Origin of the sequence: Labrenzia sp. 5N, from assembly GCF_012395805.1 — a bacterium.
Classification (GTDB): domain Bacteria; phylum Pseudomonadota; class Alphaproteobacteria; order Rhizobiales; family Stappiaceae; genus Roseibium; species Roseibium algicola.
Map to the genome: position 1 here is coordinate 57106 of NZ_JAAZTM010000009.1, position 17006 is coordinate 74111.

The following is a 17006-nucleotide window of genomic DNA, read 5'->3' on the forward strand; positions in this document are numbered from 1 at the left end:
GCCATGCTGCATCTCCTGAAACAACCGCTGGCAGCCGCAATGCCGACACGGCGCACCTTCCTGAAGATGTCCGCCGGTACCGTTGGTGGCCTGGTGCTTGCCATGAACCTGCCGCGCTCGACTGCCTCGGCCGCCGAAGGCGAGTTCATCCAGCCCTTCGTTCACATCCGTCCGGACAACACGGTCGTGGTGCTGTCCAAGCACTTTGACATGGGACAGGGGACTGCCAGTGGTCTGTGCAGTCTGGTCGCCGACGAACTCGACGCTTCCTGGGAGCAGGTCAGTGTCGAATTCGCACCGTCCAATCCGCAGGTCTATGCCAACTCGCTGTTCGGCGTGCAGGGCACCGGCGGGTCCACGGCCATGGCGAACTCCTTCATGCAGTACCGTCAGGCCGGTGCCGCGGCAAAGGCGATGATCGTTGCCGCCGCGGCAAAGGAATGGGGTGTGCCGGCGGGTGAAATCACCGTGTCGGGCGGTGTGGTCTCTCATGGTGCGGACAAGTCCGCGACCCTGGGTGAGCTTGCCGGTCTTGCCGCCAACGAGGACGTTCCGGCAGAGCCGACACTGAAGACTCCGGACCAGTGGGTCTACATCGGCAAGTCCTTCCCGCGTCTCGATGTCAAGAACAAGACCGTCGGCGCGCCCAGAACCTACACGATGGACTTCCAGCGTGATGACCTGCTGGTTGCCGTCGTTGCCCGCTCTCCCCGTTTTGGCGGCAAGGTGAAGTCGTTTGACGCCACCGAAGCCAAGAAGGTGCCGGGCGTCGTCAATGTGCTGCAGATCCCGAACGGGGTTGCGGTGATCGCCAAGTCCACCTGGCCGGCAATCAACGGCCGGTCCCTGCTCGAAATCGAGTGGGATGATGCCGAGGCGGAAACCCGGTCCAGCGATGCGATGATCGCCGAACTGAAGGACATGACCACCAAGCCGGGTGTGAAGGTTCGCGAAGACGGTGATGTCGACGCGGCGCTGGAAGCTTCGGCCAAGGTCATCGAAGCCGACTATGACTTCCCGTTCCTGGCCCATGGCGCCATGGAACCGCTCGACATCGCCATGATGTTCGACGGTGAAACGGCGGAATTCTGGTTCGCTTCCCAGATCCCGACCATCGACCACAACGTGGCGGCCACCGTACTCGGCATTCCGTTCGAGAACGTCAAGATCAACACCCTGTGGGCAGGCGGGTCCTTCGGGCGCCGCGCCCAGGCCGATGCGCATCCGGTCGTGGAAATCACCACGCTGGCCAAGGCGATGCAGGCCGCCGGCATGGCGCCGGCTCCGGTGAAGATCGTCTGGACCCGTGAGGACGACATGGCCGGAGGGTACTACCGTCCGATGTCGGCTCACCGGCTGCGGGTCGGTCTTGATGACCAGGGCAACGTGACGGCGTTCAAGTACAACATCGCCGCCAAGTCCATCGTCAAGGGCACGCCTTTCGAAGCCATGCTGATGAAGGACGGTGTCGACCACAACATGACCGAAGGCGCGCATGACACCACCTATGCGTTTCCGCTGATGAACATGGACCAGTCCTTCCAGGAAACGAAGGTGCCGGTTCTGTGGTGGCGTTCGGTCGGTCACACCCACACGGCTTACGTCATGGAAACCATGATCGATCGTCTGGCCAAGGAAGCCGGCAAGGATCCGGTTGCCTATCGCCTCGAGATGATCAAGGACGATCCGCGCAAGGTGGGCGTGTTGAAGCTGGCGGCTGAAAAGGCGGGCTGGGACACACCTTTGCCTGAAGGGCGCCACCGCGGTGTCGCCGTGCACAAGTCCTTCGGCTCCTTTGTGGCGGAAGTGGCGGAAATCTCCTTCCGCGACGACGGCACTGTGAAGGTGGAAAAGGTGACGGCAGCGGTCGACTGCGGCACGCCGATCAACCCGGACAATATCCGGGCACAGGTCGAAGGCGGCATCGGCTACGGCCTTGGTGCGATCCTGCGGAACCAGGTGACGCTCGCCGACGGTGTTGTCGAGGAAACCAACTTCGACACCTACGAGCCGATCCGGATGTCCGACATGCCGGAAATCGAGGTGCATATCGTTCCTTCGAACGAAGCACCGACCGGTATCGGTGAACCCGGTACTCCGCCAATCGGCCCGGCTGTCGCCAACGCGATTGCCGCTGCCAAGGGCGAGTGGTCAACCAGCCTGCCGCTGGCAAAGTCCGGTCTCGTCTGAGCCTCGCCAAAGAATACAAAAAGGCCGCCTGCGGGCGGCCTTTTTCATGAGAGCGTAACATTTGCCGGAGGTGCCAAGCGCCGGATTAGAGGCAAATGTGCGATCTATCTATGGTGGTATTATTTCAAGATGAATCCTCAGGTATAAGCATTGATGTAGGAATTAATCTTATTTTCTACCGTTAGTTACATTATTATTGTTTTCAACTTCTCTATTTTTCTAATTTTATCAATATTAACCAACATTAAATTGCTGAGATCTAGCCTTCTCATAATAATTCTACTTCGGGAGGGTGCCTTGGGAACCCGAATCTCAAAACTCAGTTTTCGTCTGCCGGCCATCATCTCCGGTTGTTCGGTTGTGGCCGCGCTGTTTGTAGGCACCCTTGCCTATTGGGTCAGTTCAACGGATCTGGAAGAGCAGGCGGAAGAGCGGCTTTCGGCTCTTGCAAGTGCGCGCGCCGGAGATCTTTCGCACTATCTGGACTCCATCGTGCAGGATCTGCAGGTCACCGCCGCAAGTCCGTTCGTGAAATCCGCACTGGCGGATTTCAAGGAAGGGTGGGCAAGCCAGGAGGGCGATGCCACGGCGAGCCTGCAGAAAGCCTACATTCACGACAATCCGCATCCGACGGGCCAGAAAGACGCGCTGATGCGCGCTGGCGACACCGCCTACGACGAGGCGCATGAACAGTATCATCCGTGGTTCAGCAAGATGCTGAAGACCCGCGGTTACTACGACATCTTCCTGTTCGCGGAGGACGGCTCGCTTGTCTACACGGTGTTCAAGGAACTCGACTACGCAACCAACCTGACCACCGGCAAATACAAGGATACGGATCTGGGCAATGCCTTCCGGGCGGCGTTGAACGGTGGGCAGGACGAAGTTCGCTTCTTCGATTTCAAACCCTATGCTCCGAGCGCGGATGCACCGGCAAGCTTCATTGCGACACCGGTTTTTGAAGGCGGCAAGCGTGTTGGCGTGCTGGCCTTCCAGATGCCCATCGACAACATCAACAGCGTGATGAGCAGCGCGGCGGGTCTCGGAGAAACAGGGGAGGCCATTCTTGTCGGCGCAGACAAGCTGTTCCGGAACGATTCGTCCAAGACACCCGGACAGAACGATATCCTGACCGCAAGCCTCGATTCGTCTCTGGTGGATCAAGCCCTTGGCGGCAAGCCGGCTTCCGGAAACCTGGAAGGGTTCCGCGACACGGACTATCTGGCCGCTGCAGTGCCTCTGACGTTTTTTGGAGCCAATCTCGCGGTTGTCACGGTCGAGGCACGCGATGAAATTCTCGCGCCGGTGCGGGCGCTGCGCAATCAGATCGCACTGATTTGCCTCGGGATCTTCGGCATCATGATGGCAATCGGCTGGCTGGCTGCACGCTCGATCGTTGCCCCGATCAAAAGCCTTGTCGCCAATGCGGCTCGCCTCGCCGGTGGTGATGTATCCGTCGTCTTTGCGGAAGCAGACCGAAAGGATGAGGTTGGAGAAATCGCGGCCGCCATTGCAGGCTTCAGAGATGGCGTCGCCGAGCAGGCGCGCCTGGAAGAAGCACGAAAGGTTGAAGAACAGGCTCGTACGGACCGTCAGCTCCGTATCGAGGCGCTGATCGAGGGTTTCCGCACGCAGTCGTCCGAAATGCTCGGTTCCGTCGATGCTGCCATGTCTGAAATGCAAGCCAATGCAAGTTCCATGATGGAAACGGCCTCAGGGGCTTCTGAAGAGGTGAGCAGCGCTGCTGCGGCAACAACCCAGGCATCGGGCAACGTGCAGCTTGTTGCGGCCGCCACTGAGGAGCTGTCGTCGTCGATCTCGGAAATCGGTCAACGTGTGGAGGAAACCACGCGGGTGATTGCCGATGCGACCAGCCAGACCCAGGCAAGCACCCAGAAAATGGAAATGCTGTCGTCGGGTTCTGCCAGGATCGGCGAAGTGATCGGCCTTATCCAAGCAATCGCTGAGCAGACCAACCTTCTGGCGCTCAATGCAACAATTGAAGCGGCACGGGCCGGCGAAGCCGGCAAGGGCTTTGCGGTGGTGGCTGCCGAAGTGAAAGAGCTGGCCACCCAGACCTCCAGGGCGACCGAGGAAATTTCCAACCAGATCGCGGAAATCCAGTCTGCCACCGAGCAGGCAGTGACCGCGATTGAAGGCATCGCTTCCATCATGGTTCGGGCGAACGAGAACACCACCTCGATTGCCGCTGCCGTTCAGGAACAGGATGCGGCCACCGGCGAGATCAGCCGCAGTGCTTCGGAAGCTTCCTCGGGCACACGCGCGGCCAGCGACAACATGTCGAATGTCAGCACTGCCGTGGAAACGACGGCCAATTCGGCGCAGTCGGTGGATCAGGCGACGCAGGTCGCCTCCGAGAAACTGCGTTCGCTGAATACGGCCGTAAACGACTTCCTGCGCGAGGTCGCTGCGGCCTGACGGATCAGAATCTGAAAACAGGTACGGCGGCTCCAGCGAGCCGCCGTTTTTCGTTCAGCAGATGATGTTGCCTCAGGAGGCTGCCAGGGCCTCACGGTCCTTCTTTCGCATGCGCTCGGACGCGGATTTCAGCTGTCCGCAGGCGGCGAAGATGTCGCGGCCGCGTGGTGTGCGGATCGGAGAGGCATAGCCGGCCCGGTTGACGATGTCGGCAAATTCCTCGATCCGCTCCCAGTCGGAGCATTCGTAATCGGTGCCCGGCCACGGGTTGAAGGGAATCAGGTTGATTTTGGCCGGAATGCCCTTCAGCAGGCGGACCAGTTCAAGCGCGTCCTGATTGCTGTCGTTGACGCCCTTCAGCATCACATATTCGAAGGTGATGCGCTTGGCGTTGGACAGGCCCGGATACTGCCTGCAAGCGTCCAGCAGTTCCTTGATGTTCCATTTCTTGTTGATCGGCACCAGCACGTCGCGCAGCTCGTCACGAACCGCGTGGAGCGAAATGGCCAGCATGCAGCCGATTTCTTCACCGGTGCGGAAGATTTCCGGCACGACACCGGAGGTCGACAGGGTGATGCGGCGCTTGGAGAGCGACAGGCCGTCACCATCGGACGCGATCAGAAGCGCCTTCTTGACGTTGTCGAAATTGTAGAGGGGCTCACCCATGCCCATCATGACGATGTTGGTCACCAGACGGCCTTCGGACGGCACGATGGCGCCCTGCGGGGTGTCCGCATGCGGGAAATCGCCCAGCCGGTCGCGCGCAATCAGGATCTGCGACAGAATTTCTTCGGCCGTCAGATTGCGGACCATCTTCTGGGTGCCCGTGTGGCAGAAAGTGCAGGTGAGGGTGCAGCCGACCTGGGAAGAAACGCAGAGCGTGCCGCGGCCTTCTTCAGGAATATAGACGGTTTCAACCTCGACCGGGCGGCCGGCGCCGCGCGCGGGAAAGCGGAACAGCCACTTGCGGGTACCGTCGACGGAGATCTGCTCGGACACAATTTCCGGACGGGCGATCGTGAAGGCTTCGTCCAGCTTCTGACGCAGGTCCTTCGCGATATTCGTCATATGCGCAAAGTCGGACACGCCGCGCACATAAAGCCAGTGCCAGAGCTGGGAGGCACGCATGCGCCATTGCTTCTGCGGCACGCCGATTGTACCGAGCGCTTCACCCAGTTCCTCGCGCGACAGACCGATCAGCGTCGGCTTGTCTTCGCCGGGCAGGACGGCTTCGGCTGAAACGGTGTGCGCGTTCGGATTGTCCCGCGCGATGTCGAGCGTAATTGCCATGTCGTGATCCGTAATCTCTTCCGGCAGGGTCTTCAGGCGTCTTGGAACAAGACTACGCGGTCGCCGGGCACCTGACTTGCAGGTCTGATTTCAAGGGCTCCCAAAACCACAAAAAGCGCCGAAAATCAAGTTTGCTGACGTGCAGGGGAGCTATGCAGAGCTGTTTTTACGCAACGACAACGACCCGGATAGGCCGTTTGGCCCGTCCAGGGTGACGTCGAGACTGAAAGGAAACCACCGGCCGACTTCGGCTTTTCGCCCTGCGGATGCAGGGGAAAGCCGGAGAAGCTGCTGCCTGAACGCGTTAGCGGCAGGCAGCGTTGGAGTCGTCGATCGCGGCTGTGACGCCGGACAGCGAGAACTTGTAGGTGGTGCGGGTGCCGCGGCTGGATTCGCCGGTCACCGTCATTTCCCGGCCTGCCCTCATGGCAGAAACGAGTTGCGCTTCGGTTGCAGCATTTTCGACCCAGGCACCGTCATTGTTGGTGAAGAGCGTGAAGCCCTTGCCGTCAATGTCTACGCTGACCGAGGATTTGTCCTTGAAAGGATAACCGACCAGCAGGCTCGGCTCGGACGAGACGCCTTCCGCCGGGCGGGTGGTCACGAAAAAGAATACGTCCCCGTGATTTCGATCTCCCGGAAGCAACGTCGTCGGTTTGGTAAGCGCGTAGCAAACCTTGCCGCCGCCACTGGTCAGCGCATAGGCCGCCCAGTCCTTGTGCTGCTTCAGAAGTGTCGGGGTTTGTGCGAAAGCCGCTGCACTCGAAACGGCAAGACCTGCTATGGCCAGAACCAGCGATTTTGCTTTCATCATCTCCACACCGTTGGATTTGAGTTTCCGTCAAATTTAGTTCAACTGCCGTCTGACATATAAACCTTGCTTTAATGATAACTTAAAGCGGGTTACGAAAGGGTTGAAGATCGACAATTGTATTTTCTGTTTTTCGGTGCGTGCACCAACCTAATCGCTTTGCGGTTAAACGCGGCAACAGTGTGGCAGACCTGCTTGACCCCCCTTTCGAATTATGCCGAACCTGATAAAGAAGATGGATCGGCAGGGGGATTGATTGTCTTTGACGCAGGTGCAGTATTTTTCCGATCTCATTGTCAAAGTGGCGGAAGACCGGGACAAGGCGGCTTTCATCGAGCTGTTCGATCACTTTGCGCCGCGCCTGAAGGGCTACCTGATGAAGCAGGGCGCCGATGAGGCCCTTGCCGAAGAAGTCGCGCAGGACGTCATGATGACGCTGTGGCGCAAGGCCGATTTGTTCGATCCGAAAAAATCCAATGCCAGCACCTGGCTGTTCCGGGTTGCCCGGAACCGGCGTATCGACAGGATCCGCCGCCAGAAGTCTGCCGCGCTCGATCCCGAAGATCCGTCTCTGCACCCGACGCCCCTGCCGGACATTGCCGAAGAGATGGATGCGAAGCTGCGGGAAAAACGCGTGCGTGCTGCTTTGTCGCAGTTGCCTGAAGAGCAGCGGAACGTGGTTCGGCTGGCTTTTTTCGCAGGACAGTCGCACAGCGAGATCGCCGAACACACGGGCTTGCCGCTTGGCACGGTCAAATCCCGTATCCGGCTTGCCTTCGGACGGTTGCGCCAGCTTCTGGAAACCGACACGTCCGTGGATGTGGACTAATTGGGACCCCGTGCAAGAGACACCCAAAATTCTGGTGGCCTGAAGTTCAGGCACAACTCATTCAGGTTCCTGGCACTTTCCGTCCCGTGCGCATTACCGGACCGCCGCTGACATGTTTCGGACGTTCGATCCTGGGAGCGCCGGCCGTGGTCGAGCGGTCCGCGTAGCGACCCAGCGCCCTGTGACGGTCGTACATGACGATCGCGCCGGCCATGGCGACATTGATGCAGAACTTTGTCGGGATCTTCACCACGTGGTCGCAGCGCGCGAGCATCTGCGGTGAAAGCGAGCCTCTTTCAGGACCAAGAACGTAGGCCGCTTGAAGGGGATGTCCGAAGCTCGGCAGCTCGATCGATTCGTCCGTGAGCTCGATGCCCACAAGCTGGCAACCTCTGGGCAGGTCCATCGTGTCTACGCTGTCCCAGGTGAAGACAGGCAGGTGGCCGGGGCTCTTGGAGGTGTCGGAGGGGGGCGCCTTGCGCAGCTTCTGGTCGGCATCCACCGTGAAGAAGAAGTTGGCGCCGAAGGCATGGGCAGAGCGCATCAAGGTGCCCAGGTTCATCCGTTTCGAGAGGCCTTCGGCCCCGATTGCAAAATATCCGCGCATCAGTTTGTCCGTTTTCGATTTGGCTGCCTCATAGCCGACTTTCGCCATGGCCGAAAGTTTTCAGCTTATCCGGAAAGCCAATTCCCGCCTCGAACAGGGCTTGCTAACGTCTCACCCCGCGCAGCGCGAGCGGCGCTTTACCCGTAGAATGTCATGAGGATGCCGTGAAAGCCTGTCTCTGCAAAACCTTCGGTCCGCCTGCCAGCCTGGTTGTCGAGGAGATTGCCGATCCGGTTGCCGGGCCGGGGGAGGTCGTGGTGCGGGTGAAGGCCTGTGCGCTCAATTTTTTCGATACGCTGATCATCAGGGGCAAGTACCAGTACAAGCCGGAAATGCCGTTTTCGCCGAGTGCTGAATTCGCCGGTGTGGTCGATCAGGTGGGCTCCGGCGTTGAAGGGGTTTCGCAAGGTGACAGGGTCATGGGCTACATGCGCTGGGGGGCGGCGCGGGAAAAAGTGGTGGTCGTAGCTGGCGATCTTGTCTCGCTGCCGGACGATATTTCCTTTGAAGTCGCGGCAGGTTTGACCGTGACCTATGGCACCACGCTGCATGCCTATCGCGACCGGGCCGGGTTGAAGCCTGGCGAGACTGTTGCCGTTCTGGGCGCATCGGGCGGTGTCGGCCAGGCTGCAGTGGAAATTGCCGCGATCATGGGGGCAAAGGTGATTGCCTGCGCCTCATCTGAGGAAAAGCTCGCTTTCGCCCGCTCGCTCGGCGCTGACATGACGGTCGATTATTCGGTTGAGCCGCTCAAGGAAACCCTGAAGGAGCTGACCGGTGGAAAGGGCGTTGATGTTGTCTACGACCCGGTTGGCGGAGAGCTGTCGGAACAGGCCATCCGGGCAACCGCCTGGGAGGGGCGGTTCCTGGTGATCGGGTTTGCCGCGGGCGACATTCCGAAAATTCCGCTGAATATCGTGATGCTGAAAGGTTGCGACATTCGCGGTGTCTTCTGGGGCGCAGCACTCGACCGGGATCCGGAAGGCCATCGCCGCAACATGAAGGAACTTTTGACCTGGGTGTCTGAAGGCAAGCTGAAGCCGTACATCCACGGCGTTTACAAGTTGGAAGAAACGGCAACCGCGCTTGAGGAAATCGCTGCGCGCCGGGTGCAGGGCAAGGTGATCGTGACGCCTTGAGGCCTGCGTTGCGCCTGATTGATGGCGCGGGGTCTTTCCAGGTTTAGGCAGTTCAGGTGCGGTTTTCGGGTATGTGGCCCATCCTTCGAGACGGACCTTGCGGTCCTCCTCAGATGAGGCTCTGGTTTTGGCAAATCCGGGAACATGCAACAAGGATGACCTCATCCCGAGGAAGCGCGAACCGCTTTCTCGTAGGATGGGCCACTTGCTAAGACTGACCTCAGATCGCGAATTCGGCGATCACCGGCGCGTGGTCCGACGGCTTTTCCCAGCCGCGTGCGTCGCGCAGGACCGTGGTGCCCTTCACATACGGGGCGAGTGGCTGAGACACCCAGACGTGGTCAAGACGGCGGCCCTTGTCGGCGGCAGACCAGTCCTTGGCGCGGTAGCTCCACCAGGTGTAGAGCTTTTCATCCAGCGGGGTGAACTGGCGCATGGCGTCCAGCCAGCCGCCTGCCTCGCGCACCTGCTCGAACAGTTCCGTTTCGACGGGGGTATGTGAGACCACCTTCAGGAGCTTCTTGTGGGACCAGACGTCGTGCTCGTAAGGCGCGACGTTGAGGTCGCCGACCAGAATGGCGGGTTTCGAGGTTTCCTCGCCTTTCAGCCATCCCAGCATCTCTGCCATGAAGTCGAGCTTGTGGCCGAATTTCGGGTTGATCGTGCGATCCGGCTCGTCACCACCTGCCGGCACATAGAAATTGTGCAGCCGGATGCTGGAGCCGTTGAAAGGCACGTCCGCCGCCACGTGACGGCTGTCACCCACCTGGCAGAAGTCGCGTTTCTCGATGTTGCTCAGCGGCAGCTTGGAAAGCGTTGCGACGCCGTGGTAGCCCTTCTGGCCGTGGATGGCCATGTGTTCGTATCCCGCCTTGCGGAAGGCGTTTTCCGGGAAATTGGCGTCCGGGCACTTGGTTTCCTGCAGGCAGATCACGTCCGGTGCGACTTCCTCGATCAACTGTTCCACAATCGGCATGCGCAGACGCACGGAATTGATGTTCCAGGTGACGAGTTTGATCCGGTCTGTCATGGGAAATTTGCCAAGGCTTGTTGCGGGAATAGCCAAGTCATACGGATTCGGCCACCGAGTGCAAACGAATTCAGGTCTCGGGATCGTCTTCCCCGGCCTTGCCGGTTTCGCCGACCCGTCTCAGGGCGAGCTGAGTAGCCGCGGGGCCGAGCAGTTCGAAGACGATGGTTGATCCGATGGCGACGGTCAGAATTTCGTCCCGGTACTGCGGCAGCACTTCGGCAGCGACCAGGGCCATGCCAAGCGCGACGCCCGCCTGGGGCAGAAGCGAGAGGCCGAAGAGATAGCTTCGGTCGGTTCCGGCCCCGCCGCTGAGCTTGCCGCCCAGCCAGCCTCCTGCCAGACGTCCGGCGAGCCGCAGCAGAACATATGCCGCACCAAGGAGACCAAGCTTCAAAAGCAGGTCCGGCTGCAGCGCTGCGCCGGCCAGCACGAAAAAGAAGATCATGAACGGCCATTCGATATGTTCGATCTCATAGAACGGCCGGGTATGGTGACGCCCGGTGTTGACCACCATGGCCCCGCAGGCAATGCCGGCAAGCAGGAACGAGAGGTCGAGCCAGATGGCCAGACCCGCCGTCAGGAACACGATGCCAAGCGCCTCGGCAAGGGTCGGGTCGCCGGGTTGGAGGCGGCCTGAAAGGTAGCCCGCCGGGAGGCCGACAATCGCGCCAAGCAGGAGCGATCCGGCAATCTCCCAAACCGCATGCAGCAGGGCGCCCGAGCCATCGCCGCCCATGAGCGCCTGTGCTCCCATGAGACAGAATGCGAAGACCAGAATGCCCCAGATATCGTCCAGCGCAACGATGCCGGACAGGATGGTTGTGAAGGGTCCCTTTGCGCGGTACTGGCGGATGACATCGCTGGTGGCTGCCGGGTCGGTGGCGGTCGCCAGGGCTGCCAGAATCAGTGCCAGTTCCAGCGGAAAGCCGAGCAGGGCGAGACCTGCAAAGACGACGATCGCTGTTGACACGACCGCTGAAGCCGAAACGACCGTTACGGCCTTGCCGCTGTTTTGCAGATGGACCCTGGAGAGTTTGCCGCCCAGAACGAAGGCGACCATCGACAGGGCCAGAACGGCGAGGGTTTCGTAAAGCTGGGTCAGGTTTTCAGGCAGAAGATCCAGAAAGGCGGGGCCCGCGGCCAGTCCGCACAGGATCAGCAGCGTCACGCGGGGCATCTGCGTCCTGTGGCCGATTTCGTCGGCCAGCATGCCGAGCAGCAGCAGGGCGCCAATGGCGATCAGGGTGGTCGCGATTTCCATGCTCATACATTGAGGGAAAGAGACCAGACGTCTTTGATCCGCCGCAATCCCGCCCTATTCGATTGCCGGCACGATAACAGATACGTGTTTATGCGGAGAAATCGTGATTTCGTCTACGCTCCGTTAGGAAATCCCGCGCATTTTGTGCGGTGAGTGAAAGCCTTTCTTAACCCTGCCGAGGACGCTGTGCTGGCAATCGTAAAATCGTTTTGTTCCATTTTCGGGTTCATCTTTTTAAGCTCGTGCGCGGCTTACGACTTTCCGGATCCAACGCCAGAAGACTACGCGGTACACGGCATCGACGTGTCCCGATGGCAGGGCGATATCGATTGGGCGGCCGCAAAACAGGGCGGTGTCGCCTTTGCCTGGATCAAGGCGACCGAAGGCGGCGACCACGTCGACCCGCGCTTTGTCGAGAACTGGGTAGCAGCGCGCCAGGCGGGCATGCCGCGCGGGGCCTATCACTTCTATTATTTCTGCCGTCCGGTTGAAGAACAGATTTCGTGGGTGAAGGAAATCGTTCCCGTCGACCCGCAAGCCCTGCCGCTTGTTCTCGACATGGAATGGAATGCGCATTCCAAGACCTGCCGGGAACGGCCGGAACGACCGCAGATCCTGCGGGACATGAAGATCTTTCTCGACGAAATGGAAAAGCACTACGGCAAGCGCCCGGTGATCTATTCCTCGGTCGATTTTCACCGAGACAGGCTGGTCGGTGCGCTCAAGAACGAGCAATTCTGGCTGCGCTCGGTCGCCAGCTTCCCGAACAACATCTATGAGCAGCGCGACGACTGGGTGTTCTGGCAGTATACGGCCGAGGGCCGGGTGCCGGGCGTCAAAGGTGACGTCGACCGGAATGCGTTCTTCGGAACCAAGTCGCAGTACCGCGACTGGCTGAACGGCAAGCTGAGGCGCTGACCGTTCCCTGAGCCAATACCGCTAGCGCACCTTGATCTGGTGCGTGACGTCCTTGCCGTTGCTGACCGTGACCTGGGTGAAGCCGATCATCTTGCAAAGATCGAGGAAGTTCAGGTCTTGCGGCTGGTTTGACCGTGCGAAGAGTTCCGTCGTGCGGGCCATCGAGGTCAGCGAGGCAAGCAGGGCCCGCAGCCGGAACAGCGTGTCATAGCGCCCGTCGCCGGTTGCCACCACAATCAGTTTTTCCAGTTCGGTGCCCTTGGCGAACAGGTGATATCCGGGCGGATACCCCAGTTTTGCGTTCTGGGATGCAAGGCCGCTGACGAAGGCTGCCCGCGACCGCTTGCCCGTGTCAGGTGCAAGGCCCAGTTCTGAGACATAAACCTCCTGGGTCTGCACCTCCGGGTAATAATAGCCCGCATGCGCATCGAAGGCCGACACCGGTGCAATGGATGCAGCAAACCAGAGCGCCGCCAGCGCCATGGCAGACGCAACAGATTGAATTCGTTTCACTTCACAAAGCCCCCCGGCTGTTCGTGCGCCTATCAAGCCCGAAATGCAGACCGAACGCAAATCGGACGCAAGCTGGGCGCAAGCTGGGGCGGGCAGCATTTGGCGTGAGAAGGAATAGAGACGCCTGCAGCGCTATACTTTTGCCATGATGCTAGCCGCTTCTTGAAAGCGTCAGGGCGCAGAACTTTGGAGTTTTGAACATGTTGATCCGCTTTTCGCTGGCATTTGCCGCGATCGTGATGATGGTGCTGCCAGCAAGCGCACAATCACGGCCGGCCATTGCCTTCACGACGGCCAATCTCAACATGCGCGCCGGACCGGGAACCAATTATCCCGTGATGGCCACCGTGCCGCGCGGGGGTGGGGTAACCATTTTCGGGTGTACGGCCGACTTCGGCTGGTGCGATGCCGCCTTCACCAATGTGAAGGGATGGGTTTCCGGCCAATATCTCAGCTATGGCGGTGAAGGCATCTATTATGGCCGGCCGATCCCCAGCGCGGGCATCAACCTGGGTGTGCAGCGCTACTACCGGGATTACCCGATCTATGCGGAGGCGCCTGCGCCTGCCTATCGCGGCGGGCCAGTCTACAAGGGCGATCCTCCCTATGATCCGCCGCCGGTTGAACCGGGCCCAGTCTATGCACCGGAACCGCTTTACGAAGCGCCGCCTGTCGTGGTCGCGCCGCCGCAGCCGATCATTATCCGGCCCTATTGGGATTCATTTCCCGGTTATCCGCAAAGGTATTTCGAGCCGCGTATCTATTGACGCGGGCTGTTACCGGGCCGGTTTCGGTCCGGCCATGACCAGCGACCAGAAAACCTTGTGCTTGGCATTGGGCGCGTAAGCCGTCGCGATGCCAAGCCGGGTGGCGTCTTTCGTCAGCAACACCTGGTTATGCTTCGGGCTTTCCCGCCAGCCTGAAAAAGCTTCGGCAAAGGTTCTGTATCCGGCGCTGACGTTTTCGGCGGCAGCCGTCTTCGGCTCGCCGATGGAGGCCATGCGGGTTGCCAGCTGCTGGTTCGGGGCGAGCGATGCCTGAACGTTTCCGGCCGCGGCCATTGCGTCGGCCTGCGATTTTGCAATGGATGTCAGCTGCGGATCGGCAATCACGGGCGACAGTCCGTTGTTGATCCGGTATTGCGAGATCATCTGAGCGGCCGTTGCAGCATCCACCACACCGTCGACACGCGCCATGTCCTCGTAGAAGGGCGGTGTCTGCATGCGGTCGCCCATGCAGGCGGCAACCGAGAGCAGCAGCGCTCCGGCGAGGGCGAGTTTCAGGGATCGATGGACCATCGGATTGTCAGCCACGCTGTTGAAGCTCCCGCTCAGGATCAATGAGATTTAGTGAGGCACATGATTCGCCTCACTTTGGAAGGTGATGGGACGACAGTTGAGCAGAATTGCGGCGCAAGGCTCCTGAAACCGGTGCACAAGCCTTTCAGCTGGGGTGTGCGCGCAATGGGTTGGAAAAAATGGAGCAGGTTTCTTGAATGGCAATTTTCAAGTTACATATAAAGTAACATGATGGTGCCGAACGTCTTGGTATGGATCGGAGCACCAGGCACACATTGCTTGAGGACCTTTTCCATGTCCCTGTTTTCCGGAGCCGCATCAACCGCCGGATATGCGGAAAGAACGGCGAGGCTCGTTCCCGGGCTTGCAGACATGCACAAAATGACCGGCCTGCTGCTGGCGGAGCGGGCGCCATCGGACGGGACAATCCTGGTGCTTGGTGCCGGTGGCGGCGTTGAACTGAAAGCCTTTGCCCGCATGCACCCGGACTGGCGTTTCCTTGGTGTCGACCCGTCCGCCGACATGCTGGAAAAGGCGCATGAGCATCTTGGTCCCCTCGGGGCAAGAGTGAGCCTGCTGGAGGGATACATCCATGATGCCCCCGAGAGACAATTTGATGGCGCTGCCTGCCTGCTGACGCTTCATTTTCTGGATCGGGAGGAGAGGTTGAAGACGCTTTCCGGACTGCGGCAACGGTTGAAGCCTGGAGCAGCCTTCGTTTCGGTTCATCACAGCTTTCCGACCGACCCTGCGGGCAAGGACAGGTGGCTGGCAAGATATGCCGCGTTTTCCACCGAATCCGGTACTTCCCGTTCGCTTACCGAAAACGGCATGGCTGCGATGAAGGAGCGATTGCCGGTGCTGACGCCCGAGCAGGATGCGGATCTGTTGAGGCAGGCCGGATTTGTCGACGTCGAGACCTTCTACACGGCCTTCACCTTCAGAGGCTGGGTCGCTACCGCCGGGTAATCAAAAAGAAAAGACCAGCCCGTGAGACACGGGCTGGTCAGGCTGCATGAGGCTAAGGGGGCTTGAGGCCCCCAGCCTTTCAGGGAGCTTGTTGAGCCCGCCGCCTGCAGGTGGTTGCCCTGAAGGCGACGTGCCGGATCAGCGGGTGGAGGCTTCCAGAACGTCCTCATAGGTCCGAAGGCCGGTGGTCGGCGCGCAGACCAGGACGGACATGTTGCCCGGTGCGTGCTGGTTCTTCCACATCTTGGTATGGGCCTTCGGGATCTGATCCCAGGGGAAGACCTCGGACATGTAAGGGTCAATGCGCCGTTCGATCATCAGCTTGTTGGCGGCCGAGGCCTGCTTCAGATGGGCGAAGTGTGACCCTTGAAGGCGCTTCTGGTGCATCCACATGTAGCGGACGTCGAAGGTGCAGTTGAAGCCTGACGTGCCTGCGCAAATGACGACCATGCCGCCCTTCTTGCAGACCAGGGTGGAGACCGGGAAGGTTGCCTCGCCCGGGTGTTCGAAGACAATATCGACGTTGTTGCCCTTGCCGGTGATGTCCCAGATCGCCTTGCCGAACTTGCGCGCTTCCGCGAACCATTCCGCATATTCGGGCGAGCCGACCGTCGGCAATTGACCCCAGCACTTGAAGTCCTTGCGGTTGATCACACCCTTGGCACCGAGATCCAGCACGAATTGGCGCTTGTCCTCGTCAGAGATGACGCCAATGGCATTGGCACCGGCTGCCGTAATCAACTGGATGGCGTAGGAGCCAAGGCCACCCGAGGCGCCCCAGACAAGCACGTTCTGACCCGGCTTCAGCTCATGCGGGTGATGGCCGAACAGCATGCGATAGGCGGTCGCGAGCGTCAGCGTGTAGCAGGCGCTTTCTTCCCAGGTCAGGTGGCGCGGCCGGGGCATAAGCTGCTGGGCCTGCACGCGGGTGAACTGCGAGAACGATCCGTCCGGTGTCTCGTAGCCCCAGATCCGCTGGGAGGTGGAGAACATCGGGTCGCCGCCGTTGCACTCCTCGTCGTCGCCGTCGTCCTGGTTACAATGAACCACGACCTCGTCGCCCACTTTCCAGCGCTTGACCTTGTCACCGACGGCCCAGACGATGCCCGAGGCATCGGAGCCGGCAATGTGGTAGGCGGCGCCGTGACCGTCGAACGGGCTGATCGGCTGGCCGAGGCCTGCCCAGATGCCGTTGTAGTTGACGCCGGCGGCCATCACCAGAACTAGAACCTCGTGGCTGTCGAGTTCCCAGGTTGGCACGACTTCCAGTTTCATGGCGTCTTCCGGCGGCCCGTGGCGTTCCCGGCGGATGGTCCAGGCATACATGTTTTTGGGAACGTGTCCGAGCGGCGGGATCTCTCCGATTTCATAAAGATCTTTCACCGGCGCGCCCTCTCGCGTTTGGTTGTCATTGGCTTCCGCGGTCGCTGTCATTCTCCCCTCCCAGGGCTTCTTTTGGGCCTCAGAATTTCGCATTTGCACAAGTCGTAATCGGGCAAATACCCAATTTTGCGCAACTATTGTTCAAAAACGATCACCGTTCTATACGACTATTGCTTAACTTGCGTTTTGATGCCAACCATATTTTGCATTGCACATTGGGGTTTCGCAGTCGCGTAAACTCCGGCAGACTGCTGACTGTTCGGGAGAAACAGGCTGACGCGGTGCTGCCAAATCAAGAAAAAACAGGCAGCAGAACGCCTTAGGAG

Annotated in this window: 15 protein-coding genes; 7 read left to right on the forward strand and 8 right to left on the reverse strand. The window is 59.9% G+C overall.

Annotation, left to right across the window (positions count from 1 at the left end):
• Positions 1–3 precede the first annotated feature (3 nt).
• A complete protein-coding gene (locus HEP89_RS10015) occupies positions 4–2190 on the forward strand; it encodes a xanthine dehydrogenase family protein molybdopterin-binding subunit (protein ID WP_168691943.1) in 2187 nt (728 codons plus the stop codon).
• Between the two features lie 297 nt (positions 2191–2487).
• Complete coding sequence (locus HEP89_RS10020) at positions 2488–4629, forward strand: methyl-accepting chemotaxis protein (protein WP_168691944.1); 2142 nt, start codon at positions 2488–2490, stop codon at positions 4627–4629.
• Between the two features lie 72 nt (positions 4630–4701).
• Here HEP89_RS10020 and rlmN read toward each other — a convergent pair whose 3' ends face one another.
• Both rlmN and HEP89_RS10030 read right to left on the reverse strand, forming a co-directional pair.
• Positions 4702–5919, reverse strand: coding sequence for a 23S rRNA (adenine(2503)-C(2))-methyltransferase RlmN (gene rlmN, locus HEP89_RS10025; protein WP_077291540.1), 1218 nt, complete (start codon positions 5917–5919; stop codon positions 4702–4704).
• A gap of 304 nt (positions 5920–6223) precedes the next feature.
• On the reverse strand, positions 6224–6733 hold the full coding sequence (locus HEP89_RS10030) for an invasion associated locus B family protein (RefSeq protein ID WP_023002837.1): 510 nt from the start codon (positions 6731–6733) through the stop codon (positions 6224–6226).
• A 253-nt stretch (positions 6734–6986) separates the two neighbouring features.
• On the opposite strand from HEP89_RS10030, the gene HEP89_RS10035 reads away from it, so the two are divergent.
• Complete coding sequence (locus HEP89_RS10035) at positions 6987–7559, forward strand: sigma-70 family RNA polymerase sigma factor (RefSeq protein WP_035907892.1); 573 nt, start codon at positions 6987–6989, stop codon at positions 7557–7559.
• Between the two features lie 61 nt (positions 7560–7620).
• On the opposite strand, the gene HEP89_RS10040 is transcribed toward HEP89_RS10035, so the two are convergent.
• The gene (locus HEP89_RS10040) at positions 7621–8166 is read right to left on the reverse strand and encodes an RNA methyltransferase (RefSeq protein ID WP_031270178.1); all 546 of its coding nucleotides are present in this window, start codon (positions 8164–8166) and stop codon (positions 7621–7623) included.
• A 164-nt stretch (positions 8167–8330) separates the two neighbouring features.
• On the opposite strand from HEP89_RS10040, the gene HEP89_RS10045 reads away from it, so the two are divergent.
• On the forward strand, positions 8331–9305 hold the full coding sequence (locus tag HEP89_RS10045; RefSeq protein WP_168691945.1) for an NADPH:quinone oxidoreductase family protein: 975 nt from the start codon (positions 8331–8333) through the stop codon (positions 9303–9305).
• Positions 9306–9525: 220 nt separating this feature from the next.
• Here HEP89_RS10045 and xth read toward each other — a convergent pair whose 3' ends face one another.
• Entirely contained in the window at positions 9526–10335 is an 810-nt protein-coding gene (gene xth / locus HEP89_RS10050; RefSeq protein ID WP_023002841.1) for an exodeoxyribonuclease III, read from the reverse strand.
• Positions 10336–10405: 70 nt separating this feature from the next.
• On the reverse strand, positions 10406–11599 hold the full coding sequence (locus tag HEP89_RS10055; protein ID WP_209014594.1) for a cation:proton antiporter: 1194 nt from the start codon (positions 11597–11599) through the stop codon (positions 10406–10408).
• Positions 11600–11752: 153 nt separating this feature from the next.
• On the opposite strand from HEP89_RS10055, the gene HEP89_RS10060 reads away from it, so the two are divergent.
• Positions 11753–12517 (forward strand): GH25 family lysozyme, encoded by a 765-nt coding sequence (locus HEP89_RS10060; RefSeq protein WP_023002843.1) that lies wholly within the window; start codon positions 11753–11755, stop codon positions 12515–12517.
• A gap of 21 nt (positions 12518–12538) precedes the next feature.
• Here the strand turns inward: HEP89_RS10060 and HEP89_RS10065 are convergent, their stop codons facing one another.
• On the reverse strand, positions 12539–13030 hold the full coding sequence (locus HEP89_RS10065; RefSeq protein WP_208984621.1) for a hypothetical protein: 492 nt from the start codon (positions 13028–13030) through the stop codon (positions 12539–12541).
• A gap of 200 nt (positions 13031–13230) precedes the next feature.
• Between HEP89_RS10065 and HEP89_RS10070 the strand changes: the two genes are divergently transcribed.
• Positions 13231–13797 carry an SH3 domain-containing protein gene (locus tag HEP89_RS10070; RefSeq protein WP_023002845.1) on the forward strand — a complete coding sequence of 189 codons (567 nt, stop codon included), beginning with the start codon at positions 13231–13233 and terminating at the stop codon, positions 13795–13797.
• A gap of 9 nt (positions 13798–13806) precedes the next feature.
• Here HEP89_RS10070 and HEP89_RS10075 read toward each other — a convergent pair whose 3' ends face one another.
• Complete coding sequence (locus HEP89_RS10075; RefSeq protein WP_306355459.1) at positions 13807–14343, reverse strand: CAP domain-containing protein; 537 nt, start codon at positions 14341–14343, stop codon at positions 13807–13809.
• Between the two features lie 279 nt (positions 14344–14622).
• Between HEP89_RS10075 and HEP89_RS10080 the strand changes: the two genes are divergently transcribed.
• Positions 14623–15297, forward strand: a complete 675-nt coding sequence (locus HEP89_RS10080; protein WP_168691947.1) for a class I SAM-dependent methyltransferase — start codon at positions 14623–14625, stop codon at positions 15295–15297.
• Between the two features lie 138 nt (positions 15298–15435).
• On the opposite strand, the gene ccrA is transcribed toward HEP89_RS10080, so the two are convergent.
• Positions 15436–16731: a crotonyl-CoA carboxylase/reductase gene (gene ccrA, locus HEP89_RS10085; protein WP_023002848.1), complete on the reverse strand. Its 1296-nt coding sequence runs from the start codon at positions 16729–16731 to the stop codon at positions 15436–15438.
• Positions 16732–17006: the final 275 nt, after the last annotated feature.

Excerpts from the sequence above, each read along its gene's own strand:
- ccrA (WP_023002848.1), bottom strand. The coding sequence starts at position 16,731 with ATGACAGCGACCGCGGAAGCCAATGACAACCAAACGCGAGAGGGCGCG.
- HEP89_RS10080 (WP_168691947.1), top strand. The coding sequence starts at position 14,623 with ATGTCCCTGTTTTCCGGAGCCGCATCAACCGCCGGATATGCGGAAAGA.
- xth (WP_023002841.1), bottom strand. The coding sequence starts at position 10,335 with ATGACAGACCGGATCAAACTCGTCACCTGGAACATCAATTCCGTGCGT.
- HEP89_RS10040 (WP_031270178.1), bottom strand. The coding sequence starts at position 8,166 with ATGCGCGGATATTTTGCAATCGGGGCCGAAGGCCTCTCGAAACGGATG.
- HEP89_RS10055 (WP_209014594.1), bottom strand. The coding sequence starts at position 11,599 with ATGGAAATCGCGACCACCCTGATCGCCATTGGCGCCCTGCTGCTGCTC.
- HEP89_RS10070 (WP_023002845.1), top strand. The coding sequence starts at position 13,231 with ATGTTGATCCGCTTTTCGCTGGCATTTGCCGCGATCGTGATGATGGTG.
- rlmN (WP_077291540.1), bottom strand. The coding sequence starts at position 5,919 with ATGGCAATTACGCTCGACATCGCGCGGGACAATCCGAACGCGCACACC.
- HEP89_RS10015 (WP_168691943.1), top strand. The coding sequence starts at position 4 with ATGCTGCATCTCCTGAAACAACCGCTGGCAGCCGCAATGCCGACACGG.
- HEP89_RS10030 (WP_023002837.1), bottom strand. The coding sequence starts at position 6,733 with ATGATGAAAGCAAAATCGCTGGTTCTGGCCATAGCAGGTCTTGCCGTT.